Raw genomic sequence first — 23,423 nt, 5'->3', positions numbered from 1 at the left:
GTTTTCACGAAGCAGGGAATGTCGATCGTCTGCGCCCGGAGTTCGTCGAGGAATCTATCGGTCTTCGTTTCGATCTCTTCGAGGGACCGGCCGGTCGAGCATTTGAAGGCAATTATGCGCTGGCGGGCCAACACCCGCCGGCCCGGAGCGGACTCACCCAATGAGCGCGCCAATCCTGAGCGCGATGACTACGTCCAAGCACGACCTGTGCCAAGCCGCTGTCACACCGGTCTGTCCTGTCAGGCTCTCGAGGTCGGCATCTGCTGCGGGGGTTTCACGAACTCTTCTGCGTCATAGCCGAGTTCGGCCAAGATGGCCGCAGTGTGCTGCCCCAGCGCGGGTACCGGATCCATCCGAGGTTCGGCGCCGAGATCGATCGGTGGCAGCAGAGCACGCGTGGGGCCGTTCTCCGTCTCGACTGTTCGCCAGCGATCACGTGCCGCGAGTACAGGATGGTCTAGGAATTCGCTGACTGTGTTGACTCCGGCGAAAGCGATGCGCGCAGCGGTCAGCCGGGCCTGCAGTTCGGCGGCGGACAAGGTGGCGAACACCTCCGAGATCGTAATGTTGACCTCGGTGCGGTAGGCCACCCGCAGGGAGTTGGACGCGAATCGCGGCTCCTCGGCGAGCTCGGGGCGCTGCAGAACCACGGTGCAGAACCGCGACCATTCCGGTTCATTCTGGATGGCGATCAGCACCGTGTGGGCGTCCCTTGCTTCGAAGGGCCCGTACGGGGCGATGGTGGCGTGCTGGGCGCCGAACCGTCCGGGTTGTCGGCCGGCTCCAGCCGTGAAATGCGCGGGCTGTCCGACCCATTCGGCCAGCGCCTCGAAAAGCGACACCTCGATGGTGGCGCCCTCGCCGGTGGCCCGATGGCGGTACAGCGCCGCCAGGATACCGCTGAACGCGTACATACCCGCGGCGATGTCGGCGATCGAAAGACCCACCTTGGCCACCTCGTCGGGTGTGCCGGTCAACGACACCAGCCCGGTCTCACACTGGACAAGCAGGTCGTACGCCTTGCGGTCGGCCCACGGACCGGTGCTCCCCCACCCCGTCACCGACACCACGATCTTGCCGGGGGCGCGTGCACGGATCTTCTCGGCGGACAGACCCAGCCGTGACGCTGCACCCGGGCCGAGGTTCTGCACGATCACGTCGGCCTTGTCGGCGAGTTCATGAAGAACCTGTTGTCCGCGTGCAGACTTGACGTCCAAGGCGACGGACTCCTTCGAGCGGTTGAGCCACACGAAATAGCTGGAGCTTCCGTTGACCGAATCGTCGTACTGGCGGGCGAAGTCACCGGAACCGGGTCGTTCGACCTTGATCACCCGGGCGCCGAGATCGGCGAGCTGGCGCGTGGCGAACGGTGCTGCCACCGCGTGCTCGAGCGAGAGCACGGTGATGCCCTCCAGCGGGAGCGTCACCGGTCCAGCCCTCCCCGCTTGACCAGCTGCTTGGCGATTACCCCGCGCTGAATCTCATTGGTGCCCTCACCGACGATCATCAGCGGGGCGTCGCGGAAGTAGCGTTCGACGTCGTACTCGGTGGAGTAGCCGTAGCCGCCGTGCACCCGCACCGCGTCCAGCGCGATCTCCATTCCAACCTCGGAGGCGAACAGCTTGGCCATCCCAGCCTCCATGTCCACGCGCGCACCGGAGTCGAATTTCTCAGCAGCGCTGAACAATAACGCCCGAGCAGCCGACAGTTTGGTGCCCATGTCGGCAAGCATGTTGCCCACCGATTGGTGCTGCCAGATGGGTTTGCCGAAGCTCTCGCGCTCCTGGGCGTAGCGCAGCGCGTCCTCGAAAGCGGCCTTGGCGACGCCGGTGGCGCGGGCGGCCACCTGGAGGCGGCCGACCTCCAGGCCCTTCATCATTTGGGGGAAGCCGCTACCCTCAGAGCTGCCCAGGAGGGCGTCGGCCGGCACCCGGCAGTCGGTGAAGTTCAGTTCACAGCTCTCCACACCCTTGTAGCCGAGCTTGGACAGGTCCTTGGACACCGTGAAGCCGGACACCTTCTCGACCAACAGGATGGACACACCGCGATGCGCCGGTTTGGCAGCAGGATCGGTCTTGCACATCAAAGCGATCAGGCCTGCCCGACGCGCATTGGTGATCCACGTCTTGCTCCCGTCGATCACGTATTCGTCACCGTCCCGGCGGGCGACGGTCCGCATAGCCTGTAGGTCCGACCCGCCTCCGGGCTCGGTCAGGGCCATCGTGGTGCGCAGTTCTCCGGACGCCATCCGCGGCAAGTAGCGCTGCTTCTGCTCCTCGGTGCCGAACATCGTGATCAGCTTCGAGACCACGGTGTGGCCGCCCATGGCGCCGGCCAGACTCATCCAGCCGCGGGCGAGCTCCTCGGTGACGGCGACATAGCAAGGCATCGAGACCTGCCCGAAACCGTATGGCTCGGGAATCGCCAGACCGAAGATGCCGATCGCCTTCATCATCTCGATGAGTTCTTCGGGGTAGGTGTTGGCGTGCTCAAGCTCGCGCACCACCGGTTTCACCTGCTTCTCTACGAACAGCCGTACCGTATCGACGAGGGCCTGTTCCTCCTCGGTAAACACCATGATTCCTTCCGCGTCCTGGCGAGAACAACAGCCGCCACGCCGGCGGCCTGCTGCCTCACATCGATAGAGCTTCCTGTGTCGCGTGAAACTTGCCTATTGCCATATGCGTTCAGGCAGGTGTCGGATCAAACGCGGAGATGAGCCATCGCCCGTTGTCATTCGTCATCGTGACCAGGACGCTGCTCGCCGAGATTGCGGACTGCGGCTTCTCTGCGGTGGTGGTGTCCTGATTGACGAAGACAAGCACCTTGGCGGCATCGCGATCAACAGCGACAGGCGCGGCTCGTACCACGGTGGCGGTCGTCTTCACGCCCTTGTCCTTGACGGCAGCGGGATTGAGCATTTTGTCGGTGAATTGTGAGTAATAGGTCAAAAAATCGCCGGTCAAATGAGATTTCGCGTTGTCGAGATCTGACTCGATCGTTTCTGGCGCGTAGGACAGAAGGGCGACGGTCGCGTCGCCGGCCGCCGAGATGACGGTTTCTCGCAGTTCGTCACTCGCCGGGCGGTCCGGACGGTACTGAAGCCAATACTGCCCGGCGAACAAGCCGACTGACATGATGGCGACGACGACCGCCACGATGGTCTTGGCGCGGGAGCGCCGCGGGGCGGGCTCCGCAGATGGCTCCAGGGGACTGTCGTCGGTGGTGCTCACGTTCACGGGACGAACTCCACATCTGAGATCAGGTACTGGCCGCCCTCGCGCGCAACGGACACACTGAGCCGCCAGGCGCGTGGCGCCTTGTCCGCACCGGCATTGTTGGTGACCTGTGAGGTGGCAGCAACCAGCACGACGGCCGAGTCGTCGGTCATCGTCTGCAGCGCAGCCGAGTGGACGGTGCCGCGGGTGACGACTTTGGAGTCAAGGACCACTTTCGCGAAGTCGGATCCCCGGGCCTGAAAGTCTCTTTCGAAGTCGCCGGTGGCGTGTTCGAGGACTTTGTCGATGTCTTCCTGGGCGTGATTGAAGTCCAATGAGGTAAGCGCGGAGATTCCCTCCCGTGCAGCGTTGATGAACTCAGTCTGGCGTTGCTCGTCGGCGGCGAGCTGGTGATGTTGCCACGAGAGGTAACCACACCCGGCAATTGCCACGACACACAAGATTCCCGACATCAATCTCACCGCGATGTGTACATCAGGTAGGCGCCACCGAGTTTGCCTCCCAACGTAACCCGCAGCGGCGGGATCATCGATTTCGATGAGGTCAGAATCATCGACGGGTAGTCCGGACTGCGCGCGGGCCAAGCTTTCGCGAAGTCGTGTCACCTTGGCACGTGCGCGTGTAGCGGCCAGGACCGCCTCGGCCTCGGCCACTTCAGCATCGGCCTGTTCGACGAGCTGTTGAATCTTCTGCAGCTCGAGGTCGTTCTCGGCGTCGGGCACGTCTGCATCTTCGAAGGTGGTACGCATGAGGGTTTCAGGGTCCGTTCGTATGGTCATCAGGCAGCACCGTCGAGCAGAAGGTCCCTCCAGGACTGCGGCTTTGATCCGGAAACCAGATCGTTTTGGCGGTGCACCTTCCCGTCACTGCCCATGAATTCACCTGTGCGCGGGTTGTAGTGCGCGAAATGGATCGATCCCGAAGTCACACTCGGGCCGTATCCCGAGGGGCTGACGGCAGGGACGACGGCTTCAGAATCTGGGGGTGGGAGAACGTTGCCGCCGGACGGACCGTTCATCCCCGGTGGCGGAGCGTCCATGCCGGTGCCCGGCGGCGGAACGGGCATGCTGGTCGGCGCCGAGGAAGTCGATACGTCCGATGGTGGTGGTGGACCCTGCCCGGGCGGCGAGTACAGACCCTGGTCGGGAAACCAGCGGCTGTCGGGCGGGATGCCCTGCGCTTCGAGATTCGGATCTCGTGGGGCGGGGCCCAGGACCGGCTGTTTGGGTGCCAGTGCTTCGTAGTTTTGGTCGCTGTTGCAGATTTCTGCCGTCGGTGCCCGTTTGCCGGGCTGGCCCATGCAGGGAAAATTGCGGCTGCCGCGCACCGCTATTGGGGAATCCTGTGGCAGTTTGCAGTACAGATCGTCAGGAGTGTCGATGGTGGTGGTGTCGTACGCCGGGCGCCAGGATGATGGTGGGAGAAACCCGACGGTACAGGCGGGCGGGTCGCTGACGGTGATACGAAACGAACCGGCGCCCAACCCTTGCGCGTTGCGGTTGGGTTGTACAGCCTGAACGATCGAAATCACCGGTGGCAGAAGCACAAGGAGCTGCTCCAGAGACGGGCGGTACGTAACGGCCAACTGGGAGATGGAGTTCAGATTAGCCAGCAGGATCGGGATGGTCGGGTTGAGTTGGTCCAGCAATCGGCTGGATTCATCGAACGCACCGGGACCCTTCTCCAGCAGAGTTCGAATATCGGGCTCGTTGTCAACGAGCTGAGTGCTGACCGCTGCCAGCGAGCGCGTCCACGTCTCGATCGACTCTGTGCTCTGCACCTGGCCGTCGATCAACGGACCGCCGTCGTCGATCAAACTACGGGTCTCTTTCTCGACGTTCCGCAATCCATGGGTAATCGTGCCCGCTGAATCCAGGAGGGACTGCAGGTCATATTCCGCCCCGTCGAAGGCCCGGTTCATCTCGTCGACGAGGCTGTGCAGCTGGGGTTTCGGCAGACTGCCCAACAACTCACTCGTCTTGTCGAGTACCGGGCCGATCGGCTGGGGAATCGTGGTGTCGGCCTGGCCGATGACCGAGCCATTTTGCAGGTAGGGCCCGTTGGCACTGCGCGGGATCAGATCGACGTACTGTTCGCCGATCGCCGATACGCTGTGCACGTCGGCCTGCACGTCGGCCGGTATCTTGGCCCCACCGTCCAGGGACAAGGTTGCGCGCACCGTGCGCTCATTGCCGTCTTTGGAGATCTCCACCTCGGTCACCTTGCCGACCTGCACACCGCGGTAGGTGACGTTGCTGAAGCGATACAAGCCCCCGGCGGCAGGCAGTTCCACCGTGACCGTGGTTCGCCCGATCCCGAGCAGCGCGGGCACTTGCACGTAGTTGAGAGCGATGGCGGTCACGCCGATCAACCCGGTAACGGTGAAGATCATCAGCTGGATCCGAACAAAGCGTGTGAGCATTGTGGCCTCCTACCTTGGCGCCTGTCCGGCGACCGGAGGCGCGGTGACAGGATCAGAGGGCGACACGGGGCCAGTCGGCGCGGGGGACGGCGCCAATCCGACAGCAAGGGGATCCCCGGTCTGTTCGGCATAACCGGGGTCGCCGACAGCGGCTTGCAACTGCGCCTGGGGATCACCCCACCGGGTACCCATGAGCAGTTCTTTTTTCAGCCGCGGGACGGTGAAGTCGAGGGTGGTGATCTGGTTGATGTAGTCACCTCTGACCGCATGGTCGATCACGGACTGGCCATAGGGAAAGACTGTGGCGAAAGCGATCGCCTTGTCAATGTCAGCGCCGACATCGGCCAACGAGCGTAGAACGGGCTCCAGATGTCTCAGGTTGGTCACCAGATCGCTCTGAACGTTGTTGATCACCGCAGTCGCGGTGCCGCTGAAGATGGCCAGCTTGTCCAGCGCAGCGATCAGGCGTGGTCGTTCGCGGAGCAGGACATTCATGGCCTCCGGCAGTTCCGTCAGGGCATCGGTGAGCACTGCGCGCTGATCGGCGAAGACAACCGCCAGTCGGTTCAGGCCGCTGATGAGGTCCACCACATCCTCGCGTTGGGAGTCGAACGTTCCGACGAAGGTGTCCAGCCTCCCGATCAGATCACGGAAATCCTGCTGCCGGCCATTGAACGCAGCATTGAAGCTGTGCACGATATCGCCGATCTGACCGAGCCCACCCCCGTTCACGACCACCGAAACCGCGGCCAGGGTCTGCTCGGTCGAGGGATAGGTCGACGTGTCGTTGAGCGAGATCACCGATCCGGAAGCCAATTGACCGGCTGGCGACTCTCCCAGCGGCGGGTTGAGGGCCAAATGGCTCGATCCCAGAAGACTGGTCTGGCCAACGGTCGCCACTGCATTGGCCGGTACCTTGACCTCGGGCCGGATGAGCACCTCAACCACTGCGTGCCAGTTCTTCACTGTGATATCACCGACGCTGCCTACCACAACGTCGTCGACGAGCACCGGTGAATTCGACACCAAGGAACCGACGTTGGCCATCTCGACAACCATTTGCTGCGCAGCGGAGACCCGGCCCGGCGCACCGGGCAGCGGCAGCGCACTTGCGCCCTGCCAGCCACACGAGCTCAGCACGACTGTGCATCCAATCCCGATGAAAACTCTTGCGAAACCGCTGTGATTGTGTGAAATCATGGTTGGCTTTCTGCGGGCAGAAGCATCTGCGGCATGGTCGGAGGTGGGGGTGGTCCTTGCTGACCGACGACGCCGGGAATGAGATCAGGTTCGCTGTAGATGAGCTGGTCCGGCGCCGGCACAGGAGCCAGGAATGGGTTCAATGCGACCGGGACATAGTTGAAGTTCACGAGGGCAGCCGGATTGAACACCCGAAGCAACGGTCCGAGGTACTCGGCACACTTCTTGACACCTTCGGTCGGGTTGGCTGGTTGGGTGGCAGCGAGTGCTGCACAGGTGAATTGAATCGGATTGGCGAAGTTGTTGAGGGCGAAGGTGCCTGTTTCGGTCCCCGTCACCGGATCGTAGATGTTATAGAAGTTGGACAGACTGTTCGGGAAGATGTGGAGCAGTTGCTCAAGGTGTTTCTTGTTGTCTACGAGGGTCTGTGTGACATTGGACAGCCGCTCGACTTGCTCGACGGTCGGGTCCCGGGCTTTTTGGACGAAGCGCTGTACATCACCGACCGCGGCGGCCAGGGTGGTCAATGCCGCGTCGAGATCGCCTCGGCTACCGTCTAATACGCTGGACAGCGTGGCCAGGTTGCCGCCGAAGTCGACAATCTGTTCATGACTGCTTTTCAACGCCTCGACGAAGCGCTGCAGATTGACGATGACACTGGTGATGTCGCCGGTGCCGTCGGCAAGCACCCGCGCGACGCCGGACAGCTCCGCCATCGTCTGCCGCAGCTTGTCACCGTTTCCGGCCATCGCGTTGGCCGCACTGTTCAGCAACCTACCGGCCGATCCCATATCGTTTGCGTCCTCAGGACCCAGTTCCTCTGCGAGGCGGTCTAATTGAATCTTCACGTCATCCCATTCGACGGGTACGGCGGTCCGTTCGATCGGGATGACTGCGTTGTCCCCCAGACGCGGACCATCTTCTGTCTGGGCCGGCGTGAGCTGCACATAACGTGCAGCCACCAGGTTCTGGGCCACCACCACAGCTTTCACGTCAGCGGGCACAGCCACCGAACGATCGATGCTCAGCGAGAACGTGACAGCGTCGGGGTGCGCGACGATCGCGGTCACCGTGCCGACGCGCACACCGGCCACGCGGACGGTATCACCGGGGTAGATCGCGGCCGCGTGGGAGAAGTGCGCAGTGATCGTCATCGGTGCGGTTGAATGGCGGTAGACCGACACAGCGACAGCTATCACCGCACTGACTGCGAGGACGACGGCGATCGGACGAATGATATTGCGAGTCAGCGTCATCTCGGTGCCTCCGGTAGATCCAGCGGCAGAGTTTCCTCGCGGTCGTAGCAGTCACCGTCATCGCCGCAGGTCGGAAACGGGAAGAGGGCGCGAGGCTGTACGTTGAAGATCCGGTCCATGATCGGCTGGATGAACTGTCCTGAGGACAAGTTGACGATGAAGGCGTTGTAGAAGGCGCCGCTGGATACCGCTTCTCCTTGCGTTTGCGAAGACCGGGCCAGCCCGGGGATGGCTTTGGCCAGGTTGTCCCGGTTCTTCTCCAGCATCGCGGTGACAGCGTTGAGCCGTTCAAGTGTCGGTACGAGTTCCTGCTCGTTATCCGCCACCAGGCCGCGGAGCTGAGTGGCCACCGCGGCCGTATTGGACAACAGATCGACGATCGCCTGGCGACGCTCGACCAGAACGCCCAATAGCTCGTTGCCGTCCACGATCAGGGAGTTGACTTGGTCACTGCGTTGCGCCAGTACCTCGGTAACGTCCGCCGCAGCGCCCAGCAGTTCACGCAAGGATGCGTTGCGGGCATTGAGAGACCTCGACATTCGAGTCAATCCATCGAAGGTGGGGCCGAGCTGGGGAGCGATCTGGTCAAGGGTCGCCGACAGTGTTTCCAACGATTCGTTGAGTTGCGTCGTGTCGGTGGCCGCCACATTGGAGGTCAGTTCGCCGACCGCATCGGGCAAGGAGAACGGGGTGGAGGTCCGCGACACCGGAATGGTGGAGTTTGGGCGCAGACTACGCGGCCCGGTGGAGTCGAGCTCGATGATCCGCTGTCCGAGTAGTGATCCGGTTTTTATATGCGCAGTGGTGTCCGCGCCGAGCTCTACGGTGCCATCAACGGCGAACTCGACGGCCGCCAGTCCGTTCTGGAGGTCGATCCGCGAGACCGCTCCGACTTTAGTGCCGGCCACCATGACGTCATTGCCGATGTCCAGTCCGGCGGTGTCGGTGAACACCGCGTGGTAGCGCACCGCCGTCGCCCACGCGATGAGCGCTTGAGGCTGCAAACCGACAGCGACGACCAACATGATCAGTACGAGGCCGATCACGCCGGGCCGGACGAGCCGCGCGCCGCGGTACTTAAGCATCCTTGCACCTCCCGAAGTTGGGCTTGACTGTTGGGAGGACAAGCACCTTTCCGGTGGGATCGTTGACTCTGATCACCAGCCCGCACAGGAAGTACTGGATGAAGTTGCCGTAGGCACCTGTGCGGACCAGCTTGCGGTAGTTCTCGGGCGCTTTCTGCAACGCCATTTCCAAGCGGTCCTTGCCTTGGTCGAGGTTGGGCGCCAACCTGTTCAGTTCATCGATGGTTCCGGCCAGCGGGCTGCGTGCCTCGCCGAGGAGACTGGCGATCGACGCGGTGCCCTGGCTCAGGGCCGTGATGGACTCGCCTACGGTGTCGCGGTCCTCTGATAACTGCGTGACGAACTGCTGCAGCCGGTCGATGGTCGTCGAGAAGTCTCCGCCGCTGCGGGCGATGGTGGCCAGGACGTCCTTGAGGCTGTCGATGAGTTGTTGAATCGTCTGCCCGCTGTCCGCCAAGGTCGAGGTGAAGGACGAAGTGCGTGTCAGCAGAGAATTCAAGTTGCCTTCTTGGCCCTGCATGATCTGCAGCAGTGACCCGGTGAGCGCGTTCACATCGTCGGCGTTGAGACCCTGGATGACCGGTTTGAGGCCGCTCAAGAGCAAGTCAAGATCGAGAGCCGGTGCCGTCTGCTGTACCGGTATGACTGCCCCTGGGGGCAACAGTCGGGTGGAGCCGGGAGCGTCCTGCAGCTCGAGGTAGCGGTCACCGACCAAGTTCAGGTAGCGCACCACCGCGCGGGTGCCGGTGGTGAGCTGGATCTGCCGGTCGGCGGTGAAAGCCACTGTCACCTGGTGCGGGTTGTCGAGACGAACATCGGAAACTGAACCGACGTTCGCGCCCGCGATGCGCACCGACTCTCCCTCCTGCAGATCAGAGACATTGGTGAAGATGGCCGAATACTGTTTCACCGAACCGGTTCTGGCCTGGCTGAAGACCATGAAAAGAAACACGGTCAGCACCGTCATGACCACGGTGAAGGCACCGAACTTCAGCGCGTTCCCGCCACTTCTCGACAGCATCATCCGGGTTGCCCGATCTGGCCGACGTTGCGTGGCGGTCCATCTTGCGGGCCGAACAGCAGATTCTTGAGACCGTCGCTGTTGAGTACCCAACCCTGGTTGCCGTTTTGGAAAGGGTTGGTGCCGGTGTCGGTGACCACATAGCGCGGATGCGTCTGGTACTTGACCGGAAGAACCTCGCAACGAGGTCCGCCGCTGGCGCCGACCTTCGGGAGATCTTGGGGATAGCGGTAGCGTTCGTGGCCCCAGACGAAGTTGACACTCAACGGAATGCCGGCTGCGCTTGCCGGCATTGCCTCGGACACCCCCGCCAGGTCCAGCATTCCGTTGAGCGAACACGTGAGCGCGGCGTTGTACTGATCCAGAAGCGATGTCGTGGGCACCAGCAGGCGGACGAACCCTTCCAACTGTGCTCGATTGTCCGACAGGAACTGATGACCGATGCCTCCGAGCCCGATGAGACTGACCAGTATGGAGTCCAATTGGTGTTGTTGCTCGACGAATGTGTTGCTCAGCCGCGCCGCGTTGGCCGCCGTGGTCAACAAGTCAGGAGCGGCGCCTGCATAGGTGTCGAGCACGCCGGGTAATGCCGACAGCTCGTGCCTGAGCACCGGAAGCACCGGATCAACCTCTGCCAGAGCCGCGTTCATATCGCTAAACGTCTGCCCGATCCTTTCACCGCGCCCGCTCAGAGCGCGCGAAAGAGCTCCCAAAGACTGGTTGAGCTTCACTGGCTCAATCGAGCCCAGGACGCCGGTGAGTTGCTCGAAGACGGTATTGATCTCCACCGTCACCTGGCGGCTGTCGAGGGTCTGCCCTGCGACCACCGGGCGCGGAGACGGGTCACCGGGCATCCGTAGTTGCACGTACTTGGCGCCAAATACGGTGGTGGAAGCGATATCAACGAGCACGTTGGCCGGGATTGTGTCCAGCTTGGCTTTGTCGATCGCCAGGCGAAGGGCGGCTTGGCCATTGGGCAGCTGCTCGATATCGGCGACGCGGCCTACCTGCACACCGAGCATCTGCACCTTTGCATCCGGGTTCATCACCAACCCGGCACGCTGTGTAAGTACCCGCAGCTCGACGTCATCGCTCAGTTCTCCACTGAAGGACGTAAGTGCGGCCGCCACAATGCATCCAGCCGCAACAACCGCTGCCAAACCGACCAACTCACGCCGCACAGCCGTGGCACCACCCTTGCGCCCATTGGGTTCCCATGGCTGCCGAATATAGGACATGAATCGCTATAAGTATACGAAACCGTCTAATTTAAAGATTCGAGCGCCTATGAAATCCCGCGATGACGTCCACGTTTGACAAAAGTATACGCCATAGGGTACTTGTGGCTAACGTAGATCCGGACACCTCCGGGGACCGAGACATGGAGTTCGTTGAGATGGTGACACGCTCGAAACGATCGTCCCGTCGGCGGTTCCGCGCAGGGGTGACTCGCTGGCGAGCGTGCCTCGCGTTGGCGATGTGCGTGATGGCGGCAGGGCAATCCGTCATCGCCCACGCCGACACTCCTTTATTGGGCAACGAGCAACGGCTACGTTTCTATGGCACCGAGCTCAGTGGTGACCTATTCGATGGACGCAGCCTGATCGGCAAGCCCGCCGTGCTCTGGTTCTGGACTCCCGCTCCCTACTGCGGTGTGTGCGCGCAGGAGGCACCGATTGCCGCGAGAGTGGCGGCGGCCAACCCGGAAGTGACATTCGTGGGCATCGGCGGACGCTTCGATGTGCTCTCGATGCGGAGATTCGTCGATGACCACAAGCTGCGCTTCACCAATCTGACGGATGGAAACGGCATGCTGTGGCAGTCGTTTTTCGTCCCGTGGCCACCCGCGTGGGCATTCCTGCGCCCCGACGGCACCGGTGAACTGATCAACAACATAGGCGCGCCGATGTCCGAAGAGGAACTCACCAATCGGGTACACAGCCTGATCAGAGCGTCGTGATCGTCTCGGGCCGAGGAATATTCGCGCTGGCGACCGGAGTATGGGCGGCGGTGGCGACACTCATCGCTCCCGTCGCTGCGGCCAGCCCCGGCGAGATGAATGGCACCTTCAGCGTCCGCGCGGGTGATCACGTGTCGACGTGGACCGCTACCTCGGCCTGCACGCCGGCCTGCACGGCACGTGTGATCAGCTCTGACGGTTGGCGCGCCGCCGCGTCGCTGTCGAATGGGCAATGGAAAATGTCGGTCTATCTCGGCGGCTGGCCGCGCTCGTCATATCCTGCAGACCCGGCGAACTGCCCGGAGAGCGTTGACATCGTGCAGATCTCGCAGGACTTCAACGTGGAGGCCGCCACGCTCCAGGGCATCGTCGAGACGCAGACCGGAGATCGTTGCCGAGGATCGCGTGAACGACATCGAGAATCACTGACACTGATCGCCCTGAGCTGATTCGTTCGCGGAGGAGAAACTTCCTATGGTCACACGTTCGGCGTTCACCTGCGCCATCATGGCAATCGCGGCCGCCGTCATCGGACCACCGGCCGTTGCAACGGCCGACAGGTCAGAAGATTACTTCCTGAGCGAGCTTCACAAGACCGGGCAGAAATGGTTCTGGCCGTACGGCGAGGCCCACATCATCGCGCTGGGGCGCGAGGTATGCGACGCCTGGGCGGTGGGCACGGCCTACCCGGACAAGATCGACTCGCTGTCCACCGAGAAGGGCTGGACACACCGAAACACGCGCTACTTCGTCGCTTTATCCACCGGAACATTCTGCCCAGACCTCTACAGCGCTGTTGTTGTGCCCCAGGACCGCCCGAGCGACGGAAGTGCGGCCCGCAGATAGAGCGGACAGCCCCCAGCTAGTTGTCCCAGTGGTCACCGCGGATCCACCGGCTGTCAGCTTCTCCGCTGTCGCGCAACGACATTCCACAGATGAGGAAAAGACCGTCAGGCGCCTGCGCCATCTGATTATAAGGCTGTTCGCACAGCGTGTTGTACTCGCGGATACCGGCCACAGGCAGCGCTCGGAAGTAGCGCGGGGCATATCCTCGTGCCGAGTCACAGAAGACGACACGCCCCCACGGAGTTGTGGCGAACACATTGAAGATCACGTTGTTGCAGGAGGCACCCAACTCGACGGTGCGATTGATGCCGGGTATGCAACTCGGATCGTCGCACCTGGCCACGTCGGCGCCGGCCGGGGCCGCCACGATGAGTGACCAGATGATGCCTGCACTTACCACCGGTGCCACCAGCTTCATGGATCCAGCTTAGCCAAGATCACACTTTACGTATACATAACCGTATATTTATTGCTTGTGATCTCGGGTTGGTCGCGACTCCGAATTACCTTGCAACCATGCTGGATAGCGTCTGGATGTCACCCTTACCGGCTAGTGCACGAAGCGCGCCAGCGGGTGCATTCGCGTCGCGCAGCGGCCCTCGACATAGGCACAGCGCAACAGAGCCTCGACACAATCTTTGCCGCCGGCGCGTACCTCACCTTCGCCCCCCGAAGTATGAGTACCGCAGCGTTTTCAGCGGGTCTCCACTCCTCGCATGAAGAGGCTGACCGCACTCTTGAGGTGTCGCTCCTCCTGACGCTTGGACCGATAGATGCCGAAGTCGGCCATACGCCCCGGCACCAGTTCCACCATCGCCAGAAAGTGCTCCGCTGCCAACTCGATATCGTCTACCTTGACCACCCCGAGCGCCTCCCCGCGCTTGAGCACCTCGACCACCGCGCGCTGACGACCCGACCACATCATCGAGTCTGCGGTCACTTCGAACTCGGGGAACTTGGCATGCTCGTTCATCGCGATCCGCGTGAGCCGCACATTTTCAGGATCCGTCGCGCGCCTGAGCGCCACCCGGGCCACTTTGAGCAATGCTGCTGCGATGTCCTCCCCGGCAGGCACGGCATCAGTGCCCGTCTCCTCATAGCGCGACAGCGCCCACGGGATTACCTCCGCGAAAGCCGCTCTCTTATCGGGATACCGCGCGTACAGGGAACGCTTGGTAATGCCGGCGGCCTTGGCGATAGCCTCCATGGTGGCTCCGTCATAACCGAACTCCAGAAACGTCGCGACAGCCGCGGCGCGCACGGTCTGATCGAGCTCCTGCGCCTCTGCCTGCGTCGGCCGGCCGCGCCTTGTCGTCGCCATGAGGTAAATATACCGTTCTGAATACTTCAGCAATCACCCACCGCAGAGCCGGTTCAATGCCGCTGTTTCATGCCTCGTCAGGGTTTCTGGACGCACTACAGCTCGACGTGCAATTTTCTCGTGTACTCAATAGTCTCCGACACCTCGCGCTGACAAGGCCAGGGATGCCGTTGTTGGTCTGAACATCGTTGTCGCGGAACGGGATGTGCAGAAGACGCGGACAGACTGCGGTGATGCGGACTCCAGTCGCCGATCAGCCGTTGTAATGAACCTTGCCGTCCTTCATCACGAACCTGACGTTCTGAGTGACAGTGATGTCCTCCAGCGGATCCCCAGGCACACCGATGAGGTCCGCGAGGTACCCCACCTTGATTCGACCGAGATCGGTTCGGTTGATCAGGTCCGCGGCGACAGTAGTGGCGGCGCGCAACACCGCAAGTGGCGGCATTCCCCAGTCGACCAGCGTGACCAGCTCGTCGGCGTTCTTGCCGTGCGGGATGGCCGGTGCGTCGGATCCCACCGCTATCTTCACCCCCGCCTTATACGCAGCTTCGATCGAGGTGCGTGCCTTCGGGAACATCTCTGCCGCTTTGTCCTGCAACACCTGGGGTGCCTTCGAGACATCCATGGCCTCTGCGAGCCTGCGCGTAGTCACCAGGAACCGGTCGTTGTCGACCAGCGCTTGAATCGCGTCGTCATCCATCAGAAAGCCGTGCTCGATGCAATCGATACCGCACGCGACGGCATGCTTGACCGCCTCGGCGCCGTGAGTGTGGGCCGCGACTCGCATCCCGCGACGATGGGCCTCGTCGACGATTGCACAGAGTTCTTCATCTGAATAATGCTGTGCGCCGGCCTCGCCGGTGAGCGACATGACCCCACCGGACACGCATACCTTGATCAGCTGGGCACCGTGCTTGATCTGGTAGCGGACCGCCTTCCGTATCTCGTCGACACCGTTGGCGATGCCTTCCTCGACCGTCAACTCGAGCGAACCCGGCATGAATGCCGCGAACATCGTCGGATCGAGGTGTCCACCAGTCGGCGTGATCGCATGCCCAGCGGGGATGATGCGCGGACCGTCGATCCAGCCCGCGTCGATGGCCTTGCCCAGAGCGACATCAAGCAGGTATCCGCCGGTCTTCACGAAGAGCCCGAGGTTGCGCACAGTGGTGAAGCCGGCGCGCAGAGTACGGCGGGCATTGCCGACCGCGCGCAGCACGCGTGTTGCAGGGTCGTCCTGGACCTGCGACAGCGGACCGGTTTCGCCGCGCCCGCCCATCAACAGATTGACCTCCATATCCATCAACCCGGGCAACAAAATCAACTCCCCGAGCTCCAGGACGTCGTTGTCCTGGACCTCGGGGGAGCCGCCGACACCGACTATTCGGTTGCCCTCGACGTGTAGCACGCCGGGACGGACGATCTCACCGGTGTCGATGTCCAACAGTCCAGCCGCCTTGATCGTCAACATTTCTCAGACCACCGGTTCCCGGACGAGCTGGATATAGGACGCGCCGCTGTCGAGCACCCGTGGCTGCTTCCACACCTCGATCGGAAAGCTCACCATCACAATCGACTGCCCCAGATGTACGAGAGCCTTCGCATCTGCCGGCATGCTCGACAGCGGAAACCGTGCGTCGACGTACACCATGATGTCCTCGAGTCGCGCCATCCCAGCGTCGTACAGCGCCTGCATCTCGTCCATCGACGAATTGAGCCGCTTCTGATAGCGCTCCTCTTCTGTCGGCAGGCACCAGTCGCTGAAGTGCTCGAGGTCGGCGAATTCTTCGGGCAGCTCAGACACGTGCACGATCCTTCCCGTTCGTTGCAGCGACGTGTTCGCCGCTCGCTGACTCCTGGGCTTCGGACGAAGACGCTTGGTAGCTGGCCACGTGGTCCCCCGCCGTCTTGTGCAAGTGGCGCAGCAGGATCTCCTGGTCGCACAACGGGAAGACAGTGACGGCTCGGGTGCCGATCTGCGTCTGGGTAGCCTCCAAGGTGTTGGCATCCTGAAATGCGTACTCCTTGAACGTGACCGCGGCCAGTTCCTGGGACAGGCGCTGACGCAGGTTCGTCGGTGGCACGAAGTACAGGTTGGCCTCGAAGATGTGCTTATCGACGGCGGTGGGCCAGTAGTGGTAAGTGAGGTACCAGCCCGGTGCCCAGAACAGCAGCGTCCAGTTCGGGAAGAACTCGAAAGAGTCGGTGCCCCAGCTCTCGTAGCGCCCGGGATTGATCGCCGGGGGTAGCTCCTCGGGAAGGATGCCCTTGATGTCCGGTCGGTCCCAGGGGCCGAACAGCCCGCTGTGCAGAACCCGCTCGATGGGCTTGACCATCTTCAGGTCCTTGGGCGGAGACATGCCGCCCCAGGTCGAGATCATGGCATGATCACCCTTGATGTCGTAGCTCAGCGCCTCGAAGCCGAACTTGGCCAACTTCTCGGCCTCCTCCTTCTCGGCCTGCTTCATGTGCAAAATCGGTGCGTGGTAGAACTCGGTGAACGCGTCGATGAACAACTTCCAATTGGCGTTGATCTCCGACCGGTAGCTGTAGACTTCGGTCATCTCATGAAAGGGATAGCCTTCCAACCCTTTTCCGAAGTCTCCGAGATAGTCGACCAGCGGTTCTGCAGCCTGGTCGAAGTTGACGAAAATGAAGCCCTCCCAGACTTCGCAGCGCACCGGAACGAGTCCGAACTCGTTCTTGTCGAGGTCGAAGAACTCACCTTCCTGCTGGACGAACGTCAGCTCGCCGTCGAGTGCGTACCGCCACGCGTGGTACTTGCAGGTGAACTGGCGACAGGTGCCCGAGACCTCCTCGCCGGGATAGTCACTCCAGACCAATTTGTTTCCGCGGTGGCGGCACAGGTTGTGGAAGGCCCGCACCGTCTCCACCCCATCCGTGACATCTTTGACGATGATCACCGACGTTCCCGCGCCCACCGAGGGCATCTCCCGAGTGAAGTAGCTCCCCTTCTTCGGCAGACGCTCCACGCGGCCGACGTTGAGCCACAGCTTCTTGAAGATTGCCTGCTGTTCGAGCAGCCAATGCTCCGGATCAATGGAGTCGTTGTAGTCGACCGGGGCAGTGCCGAGTTCTGGCCAGTTCTCAGTCCAGCTTCCCGCACCGGGCTTGGGAAAGTGGGGCATTTTCAGTTCTCCTGTTCGGGTAGTACGCCAAAGGTGTTGAACGCCATGGCCAGGACCTGGTAGCCACCGATGGTGAACACCAAGTCCATCCGTTGTCGCTCGTCGAGGAACTCACTCAGTTCGGCCCAGGTTTCATCCGATATGGTCGCAGCTTCGTAGAGTTCGTCGACGGCATGCACGACTGCGTTGTCCAGCCAATCGATGGCGTGGCCGTGGCTAATCGCGACGATGTCCTCGTCGGTCAGTCCTGCCTCCTTGCCGAAGCCGACGTGGTGGACCCACTCGTAGGCGCATCCCGTGCGATGGGCCACTCGAAGGATCGTCGTCTCGCGAACGCGAGGAGGTAGTGTCGATCGGTAGGTGAGGTACACGCTGAACGTCAGGAATGCCTTCGCCAAGTCGGGATGGCGCGCCAACGTCGACAAGGCAGGGCCCGCCCCCTCGGGGTTGCGGCGATCAGCGGGAAGCATCGGAGACAGGCCGCGATGCACATCGTCATCCCAGTGTTCCGCGGGCAAGGGCGCTACGCGTACGGGTATCATCGATTTCCTCCGACTGTCACACCGGCCGCTTCTTCGATCGGCTTGATCACCGAGGTGAAATCGGAGTCGGCACCGGTCTCGCGGAGCACCACCTCCCAGAGACGCTCGACGGCCTCGGCGATCTCCAGTGAGAGTCCTGCAGCCTTGGCCTCCTCCAAACATAGGCGAACGTCTTTGACCATCAGTCCGGTGGCGAAGCCGTAGTCGAAGCTTCGCGGCAGGATGGCCTGCGGGAACTTATCGCGACTGGCGTGGGTGGCGCCCGAACCGGCGTTGAACACCTCGATCATCACCGCAGGATCCAGACCCGCCTTGACACCCATCACCACCGCCTCCGAGGTCGCCGCCAAGGTGGTCGCTGCCAGTAAGTTGTTGGCCAGCTTCATCGTCTGTGCCGATCCGGACTGCTCGCCGACGACGAACACCCGGCCCAGAATCTCCAGCACGGAACGTACTGACTCCACCTCGGCACTGGGGCCTGAGACCATCATGGCCAGCGTGCCTTTGCGGGCGCCGCTGACGCCGCCACTGACAGGACTATCGATCTGGGTGATTCCCCGCTCGGCCAGAGCGCCGGCGATGCGCACCGCAATTCGCGCTCCCACGGTCGACAGATCGATGAACCTCTTCACCCGTGAACCGTGAATGACACCGGCCGCGCCGGTCGCCACGTCCAGGGATGCCTGTAGCGAAGGCAGGCTGGCCAGGACGGTGTCAGCCCGGTCGGCAACATCGTGGGCTGAGGACGCGGCCTGCGCGCCGAGGGACACCAACTGATCGATCACGTCCGAGCGGGCGTCGAAGGCCACGACGTTGTGTCCCGCGTCCACCAGGCGTTGCGCCATCGGAAAGCCCATGTGGCCCAACCCGATGAATCCAATGTCCACGATGATCTCCTAGTTCTCGGCACTCGCGTCGAGGTCGGCGAAGACCTCGACGGCGATACGGAAGCTGTCGACGGCGGCCGGCACGCCGGCGTAGATCGCCACCTGCAGAAAGACCTCCCGAACTTCAGCGCGGGTGACGCCGTTCGTCAGCGCGCCCTTGATGTGGGTGCGCAACTCGTTGGTTCGGTTGAGGATTGGAAGCATGGCCAGATTGAGCATGCTGCGCGTCTTCAGGGACAGCTCCTCACGACCCCACACCGCACCCCAGCAGTACTCGGTCACAAGGTCCTGCAGCGGGCCGCTGAAGTCGTCGGCTGCGGCCAGCGCCTTGTCGACATAGGCCTCCCCGACGACGGCTCTGCGGATCTGCAGGCCCTTGTCATACATGTCGCGGCCGGTCATGCCCAGGGCTCGTCACCGGCGATGGTGGTGCGCTGCATGGTTCGTTCCGAGGACGCTTCGTAGGGCAGCGCCCGATGAAGCATGCCGGTGTTGTCCCAGATCACGACATCACCGACCCGCCACTGGTGGGCGTAGCAGAACCGCTCCTGGGTGGCCCAGGCGAGCAGTTCGTCGAGGAGGACGCGGCTTTCCTGTGGGTCCATACCGACGATCCGATCGGCGGTTGCCCCGATGGCCAGGGAGCGTCGCCCGTCACGGCGGGGCCACACCAGCGAGGTCTCGTGGGTGGGCACCGAGCGCAACGCGCGCAACTCCTTGTCCGTCGGATCAGGGTTGACCATCCGCTGGGCGGCTTCGAAGCTGTGCACCACCCGCAGACCGTCGTAACGCTTGCGTTCGTGCTCTGGAAGGTTTTCGTAGGCGGCATAGGTGTTCGCGAATTCGGTTCCCCCACCCACCATGGCGACGTGGCGGGCGGTCAGCATGGTCGCCTTGGCCGGCACGTCGTTGGTGGTGTCGTCGATATGCCAGTGGAAAGTGCCCTTGAGGTACTCCGCTGCGGGATTCTTCGACTTGTCGAGGGTGACGGTGAAGATCTCCTTACCGCCCGGAGCAAGCACCGGACCCAATTGGCGACTGAAGGCGAGCTGACCGTCGTCATCGAGGTTCACGCCGCGAATGAGAAGTACGCCACGCCATTTCAGCGCTTCCAGACAGCGGCTGACCAGAGTGGGTTCGAGCAGGTCCTCCACCCCGAGCACTTGAGCACCCAGGCCGGGGGTGATTGCGACGGTTTCGATCATGGCGTTTCCTTCGACGTGAGGTGGTTCATGGACGATGCTGTCGTGGCGTCAAACGACGGTCGCGTAGGTCTTGCTCTCCTGGAATTCGCGCAGCCCGTCCAACCCCATTTCACGGCCGATGCCCGACTGCTTGTAGCCGCCGAATGGACTGTCGGGCAGAAAGTAGTTACCGCCGTTGATACTCATCGAGCCGGTCCTGATCCGGCGGGCGACGGCCAGAGCGCGGGTCTCGTCGGCGCTGAACACTCCGCCGGCGAGTCCGTAGATCGAATTATTGGCGATACGGACGGCGTCGTCATCGTCGTCGAAGGCGATGACCGCCAGTACCGGTCCGAATACCTCTTCTTGTGCGATCTCACTGTCCGGATCGACGTTGGCCAACAACGTCGGCTCGTAGAAAAACCCGGGACTCATGCGGTTCCCTCCCGTGACAAGGGTGGCGCCGTCCGTGATCGCGCGTTGCACCAAGGCATCGACCTTGTCGCGTTGGCGCTCGCTGATCAACGGACCCATATAGGTTTTGGGGCTCGCTGGGTCGCCGGAGCGGACCCTTGCAAAGTTCGCGGCCACCAGTGCGACGATTTCGTCGTGGCGGTCGCGTGGCACCAGCAACCGTGAGGTGAGTGCGCAGCCCTGCCCAGCGTGGGTGGCGATCATGAAGGCGGCGAACTGGGCCGACGACGCGAAGTCGGCGTCGTCGAGCAGGATCATCGCCGACTTGCCCCCCAGTTCGAGGAACACGCGCTTGACGGTCGGGCCCGCCGCGATCATGATCTCGCGACCGACCGGAGTCGATCCGGTAAAGGTGACGACATCCACGGCGTCGTGAGCGGTCAGCAACGGTCCCACGGCGGGATCGGTGGAACTGAGCACGTTGACCACCCCGGCAGGGATGTCGGTGTGCTCGGCGACGAGTTCTCCCAGGGCCAGCGTGATCAGCGGAGTGTCGGGGGCGGCTTTGAGAACGACGGTGCAGCCCGCTGCGAGGGCCGGCGCCAACTTGGCCAGCGCGAGTTGGGTGGGATAGTTGTAGGCAATGATTGCGGCCACGACGCCCGCGGCCTCGTGCTCGATCCATCGCTGGTGGCGCTGACCGCGACTCTCCGCGATACCGAGATCGACGGTGCGTGGCTGTGTTTCGAGCAGATCGGCGTAGTACCGAACAATCTCGATCGGGTCGTCCAACTGAGGTCCATGGGTGAGCATGCGGGTGGCACCGACATCGGCGATCGTCAGCTCCCGCAGCTCCTCTCGGTGATCAAGAAGGGCCTGATGCAGCTGGCGCAGGCAGCGTGTCCGAAACCGCACATCGGTGGACCATGACGTGTCGTCGAATGCTCGGCGAGCAGCGGCGACCGCCGCCTCGGCGTCCTTCGGTGTGGCGTTCGGTGCGTAACCGGCGACCTCGCCGGTGGCTGGATTCACGGACTCATACGTCGTGGAACCCTCGACGAGTTGGCCGTCGATCAGCAGGCACCGAACCGAAACCACAGGAAGTTCCTCGGATCCGGCCAAGCCCTCGGTTGTCTCACGCGTCAAGTCAGGCGGCACGTCATCTCCTTAAGCATGAATCGAGGCGCGGATGCCCAATGTTGTTCGGGCCGTGCGTGTCAACGCAGGCGCTGTTACGCATACTCCGTCGCACGAAACGTTGAACGATCACGGGCAATGTGGAGCGGTTTCGATCACGACATTCTCGCGCTGTACGTGCAGCCTATCGCGGCCGCGCCAAAATGTAAACGGCATCGTTTACTTATTTTAGGGGGCCGATCTGCTCAGGTCAGTCCGCCCGGCAAAGGACCCCGCGCAGAAACAAATTCACCGCGTGCTCGAGATGTTGTTCTTCGACCGCGGGACTGCGGAAAATGCCGAAGTCGGCCATCCTGCCCGGCACCAGGGCCACCATGGCAATGAACTGCTCGGCGGCGATCTCTGCGTCGGCGATGTCCAAACCCATAGGCTCCCTGAAATGTTCGAGCGTAGCCATCACCGCTCGCTGCTGCGCCGACCACAGCAGAGAGTGCGAGGCGGCTCCGAATTCGGGGAACCGATTCGACTCGTCCAGCGCGATTCGCAGGAGTTTCGCACGATCGGGGTCGACGGCCCGCGAGATGGCCGCCCGCCCAATAGCAGTCAGCGAAGCCACGATGTCCATGTCAACGTGGTTTTCGTCGGCGTCCGAGAGTTCCAGCCGCGAGAGCGCCCAAGGGATGACGCTGGCAAACAGAGCATGTTTGTCGGCGTAGCGGGCGTACAGCGTCCTCTTGGAGATGTTGGCGGCGCGCGCGACGGCCTCCATCGTCGTTCCGCCGAAACCGTATTTGATGAATGTTTCGACAGCGGCCTGACGGAGCCGCTCATCCAGCTTCTTGGCAGCCGCCTGGGTGGGCCTGCCGGTTCGCGCGACATCAGTCATACGAGTTGCCTCGCAGCATTTTTGAGATCGGTCGACAACCCACGGCCGGCAAGCAGGGCATCGGCCTTCTCCTTCAGGAGCGTAGTAGCACGTCGGCCCGCGAACCAAGACTTGGCCAGCGATTGGTTGACAGTTTCAGAGACTACGCGTAGTACTACAAGAAGTAAACGTAGACGTTTACTTCGCGAAGTTCACAGGTGCGCTACGAACAATCGACCGCAGACATGACCGTATCCCCTATGTCGACGGCGGCCGCAACACATCATCCAGGAGGGCCCATGCCGACCACTGAGTCCTACATCGACGCAGCTTCGGTGCCCTCGGCCGATACCTACGACAACATCGATCCATCCGACGGTCGGTCACTTGGTCCGGTGGCCCGCGGTGGACCGGACGAGATCGACCGCGCGGTGGCCGCCGCACGTCGAGCCTCCCGCGACTGGAGAAGAACCGCGCCCGCCGACCGAGCAAGAATCCTCACCCGCATCGCCGACCTGATCGAGGAGGAGCACGACCGACTGGCATGGATGGAAAGCGAGGACACCGGCAAACCTCTGACTCAGGCACGCAGCGACGCCGCAGTGTGCGCACGGTACTTTCGCTTCTACGGTCACGCCATCGACAGCTTCTACGGGAACACCATTCCGTTGACCTCAGATGTGCACGCGTACACCAGAAACGAACCTCTCGGAGTCACCGGTCACATCATCGCCTGGAACTACCCCATGCAGCTCCTGGCCCGCGCGGTGGCGCCGGCGATTGCCACCGGCAACTGCTCGGTGGCCAAGCCCGCCGATGAAACCCCCCGTACCGCAGTCGCTCTCGCCGAACTTGCCGTCCGCGCCGGGCTACCCGCCGGCGTGTTCAACGT

The 23,423-nt window shown here is 62.5% G+C and carries 25 protein-coding genes; 4 read left to right on the top strand and 21 right to left on the bottom strand.

Features of this window, described 5'->3' with window-relative positions:
* Positions 1-239: 239 nt before the first annotated feature.
* The 10 genes from AC1DTF_RS15020 to AC1DTF_RS14975 form a co-directional block, all read right to left on the bottom strand.
* Entirely contained in the window at positions 240-1,427 is a 1,188-nt protein-coding gene (locus tag AC1DTF_RS15020) for a CaiB/BaiF CoA transferase family protein (protein WP_477474642.1), read from the bottom strand.
* Positions 1,424-2,578 carry an acyl-CoA dehydrogenase family protein gene (locus AC1DTF_RS15015; protein WP_477474641.1) on the bottom strand — a complete coding sequence of 385 codons (1,155 nt, stop codon included), beginning with the start codon at positions 2,576-2,578 and terminating at the stop codon, positions 1,424-1,426. The genes AC1DTF_RS15020 and AC1DTF_RS15015 overlap by 4 nt, the downstream gene beginning before the upstream one ends.
* A gap of 109 nt (positions 2,579-2,687) precedes the next feature.
* Positions 2,688-3,233 (bottom strand): twin-arginine translocation pathway signal, encoded by a 546-nt coding sequence (locus tag AC1DTF_RS15010; RefSeq protein WP_477474640.1) that lies wholly within the window; start codon positions 3,231-3,233, stop codon positions 2,688-2,690.
* Between the two features lie 2 nt (positions 3,234-3,235).
* The gene (locus AC1DTF_RS15005) at positions 3,236-4,018 is read right to left on the bottom strand and encodes a hypothetical protein (RefSeq protein ID WP_477474639.1); all 783 of its coding nucleotides are present in this window, start codon (positions 4,016-4,018) and stop codon (positions 3,236-3,238) included.
* Entirely contained in the window at positions 4,018-5,661 is a 1,644-nt protein-coding gene (locus tag AC1DTF_RS15000) for an MCE family protein (RefSeq protein WP_477474638.1), read from the bottom strand. The genes AC1DTF_RS15005 and AC1DTF_RS15000 overlap by 1 nt, the downstream gene beginning before the upstream one ends.
* Positions 5,662-5,670: 9 nt before the next feature.
* Positions 5,671-6,861, bottom strand: a complete 1,191-nt coding sequence (locus AC1DTF_RS14995; RefSeq protein ID WP_477474637.1) for an MCE family protein — start codon at positions 6,859-6,861, stop codon at positions 5,671-5,673.
* Positions 6,858-8,117, bottom strand: coding sequence for an MCE family protein (locus AC1DTF_RS14990; RefSeq protein ID WP_477474636.1), 1,260 nt, complete (start codon positions 8,115-8,117; stop codon positions 6,858-6,860). The genes AC1DTF_RS14995 and AC1DTF_RS14990 overlap by 4 nt, the downstream gene beginning before the upstream one ends.
* Positions 8,114-9,202: an MCE family protein gene (locus AC1DTF_RS14985; RefSeq protein ID WP_477474635.1), complete on the bottom strand. Its 1,089-nt coding sequence runs from the start codon at positions 9,200-9,202 to the stop codon at positions 8,114-8,116. Before AC1DTF_RS14985 ends, AC1DTF_RS14990 begins: the two co-directional genes overlap by 4 nt.
* Positions 9,195-10,223: an MCE family protein gene (locus tag AC1DTF_RS14980; RefSeq protein ID WP_477474678.1), complete on the bottom strand. Its 1,029-nt coding sequence runs from the start codon at positions 10,221-10,223 to the stop codon at positions 9,195-9,197. Before AC1DTF_RS14980 ends, AC1DTF_RS14985 begins: the two co-directional genes overlap by 8 nt.
* Positions 10,223-11,404 carry an MCE family protein gene (locus AC1DTF_RS14975; protein ID WP_477474634.1) on the bottom strand — a complete coding sequence of 394 codons (1,182 nt, stop codon included), beginning with the start codon at positions 11,402-11,404 and terminating at the stop codon, positions 10,223-10,225. The genes AC1DTF_RS14980 and AC1DTF_RS14975 overlap by 1 nt, the downstream gene beginning before the upstream one ends.
* A 305-nt stretch (positions 11,405-11,709) precedes the next feature.
* Between AC1DTF_RS14975 and AC1DTF_RS14970 the strand changes: the two genes are divergently transcribed.
* From AC1DTF_RS14970 to AC1DTF_RS14960, 3 genes are read left to right on the top strand one after another with little or no spacing between them, the layout of a single operon-like run.
* Positions 11,710-12,183, top strand: a complete 474-nt coding sequence (locus AC1DTF_RS14970) for a thioredoxin domain-containing protein (protein WP_477474633.1) — start codon at positions 11,710-11,712, stop codon at positions 12,181-12,183.
* A complete protein-coding gene (locus AC1DTF_RS14965; RefSeq protein WP_477474632.1) occupies positions 12,180-12,632 on the top strand; it encodes a hypothetical protein in 453 nt (150 codons plus the stop codon). The genes AC1DTF_RS14970 and AC1DTF_RS14965 overlap by 4 nt, the downstream gene beginning before the upstream one ends.
* A 25-nt stretch (positions 12,633-12,657) precedes the next feature.
* Positions 12,658-13,029: a DUF732 domain-containing protein gene (locus tag AC1DTF_RS14960; protein WP_477474631.1), complete on the top strand. Its 372-nt coding sequence runs from the start codon at positions 12,658-12,660 to the stop codon at positions 13,027-13,029.
* A gap of 16 nt (positions 13,030-13,045) precedes the next feature.
* Here AC1DTF_RS14960 and AC1DTF_RS14955 read toward each other — a convergent pair whose 3' ends face one another.
* The 11 genes from AC1DTF_RS14955 to AC1DTF_RS14905 form a co-directional block, all read right to left on the bottom strand.
* On the bottom strand, positions 13,046-13,447 hold the full coding sequence (locus tag AC1DTF_RS14955) for a hypothetical protein (RefSeq protein ID WP_477474630.1): 402 nt from the start codon (positions 13,445-13,447) through the stop codon (positions 13,046-13,048).
* A gap of 276 nt (positions 13,448-13,723) precedes the next feature.
* Positions 13,724-14,350, bottom strand: coding sequence for a TetR/AcrR family transcriptional regulator (locus AC1DTF_RS14950; RefSeq protein ID WP_477474629.1), 627 nt, complete (start codon positions 14,348-14,350; stop codon positions 13,724-13,726).
* 253 nt (positions 14,351-14,603) lie between these two features.
* Entirely contained in the window at positions 14,604-15,824 is a 1,221-nt protein-coding gene (locus AC1DTF_RS14945; protein WP_477474628.1) for a metal-dependent hydrolase family protein, read from the bottom strand.
* A 3-nt stretch (positions 15,825-15,827) separates the two neighbouring features.
* Positions 15,828-16,157, bottom strand: a complete 330-nt coding sequence (locus AC1DTF_RS14940; RefSeq protein WP_477474627.1) for a hypothetical protein — start codon at positions 16,155-16,157, stop codon at positions 15,828-15,830.
* Positions 16,150-17,502, bottom strand: coding sequence for an aromatic ring-hydroxylating oxygenase subunit alpha (locus tag AC1DTF_RS14935; protein ID WP_477474626.1), 1,353 nt, complete (start codon positions 17,500-17,502; stop codon positions 16,150-16,152). The genes AC1DTF_RS14940 and AC1DTF_RS14935 overlap by 8 nt, the downstream gene beginning before the upstream one ends.
* Positions 17,503-17,504: 2 nt before the next feature.
* Positions 17,505-18,044 carry a carboxymuconolactone decarboxylase family protein gene (locus AC1DTF_RS14930; protein WP_477474625.1) on the bottom strand — a complete coding sequence of 180 codons (540 nt, stop codon included), beginning with the start codon at positions 18,042-18,044 and terminating at the stop codon, positions 17,505-17,507.
* Positions 18,041-18,931 (bottom strand): NAD(P)-dependent oxidoreductase, encoded by an 891-nt coding sequence (locus tag AC1DTF_RS14925; RefSeq protein ID WP_477474624.1) that lies wholly within the window; start codon positions 18,929-18,931, stop codon positions 18,041-18,043. The genes AC1DTF_RS14930 and AC1DTF_RS14925 overlap by 4 nt, the downstream gene beginning before the upstream one ends.
* A 9-nt stretch (positions 18,932-18,940) precedes the next feature.
* Positions 18,941-19,333, bottom strand: a complete 393-nt coding sequence (locus tag AC1DTF_RS14920) for a carboxymuconolactone decarboxylase family protein (RefSeq protein ID WP_477474623.1) — start codon at positions 19,331-19,333, stop codon at positions 18,941-18,943.
* On the bottom strand, positions 19,330-20,136 hold the full coding sequence (locus AC1DTF_RS14915; RefSeq protein ID WP_477474622.1) for a TauD/TfdA dioxygenase family protein: 807 nt from the start codon (positions 20,134-20,136) through the stop codon (positions 19,330-19,332). The genes AC1DTF_RS14920 and AC1DTF_RS14915 overlap by 4 nt, the downstream gene beginning before the upstream one ends.
* Before the next feature lie 48 nt (positions 20,137-20,184).
* The gene (locus AC1DTF_RS14910) at positions 20,185-21,675 is read right to left on the bottom strand and encodes an aldehyde dehydrogenase family protein (RefSeq protein WP_477474677.1); all 1,491 of its coding nucleotides are present in this window, start codon (positions 21,673-21,675) and stop codon (positions 20,185-20,187) included.
* Between the two features lie 241 nt (positions 21,676-21,916).
* Positions 21,917-22,552, bottom strand: a complete 636-nt coding sequence (locus AC1DTF_RS14905) for a TetR/AcrR family transcriptional regulator (RefSeq protein WP_477474621.1) — start codon at positions 22,550-22,552, stop codon at positions 21,917-21,919.
* Between the two features lie 278 nt (positions 22,553-22,830).
* On the opposite strand from AC1DTF_RS14905, the gene AC1DTF_RS14900 reads away from it, so the two are divergent.
* A partial coding sequence (locus tag AC1DTF_RS14900; RefSeq protein WP_477474620.1) for an aldehyde dehydrogenase family protein occupies positions 22,831-23,423 on the top strand: 593 nt, incomplete at its 3' end.

Source organism: Mycobacterium sp. P4_H6, assembly GCF_056400845.1.
Note: the sequence above shows the minus strand (reverse complement) of the source record. Positions and strands in the feature narration are given on the sequence as shown.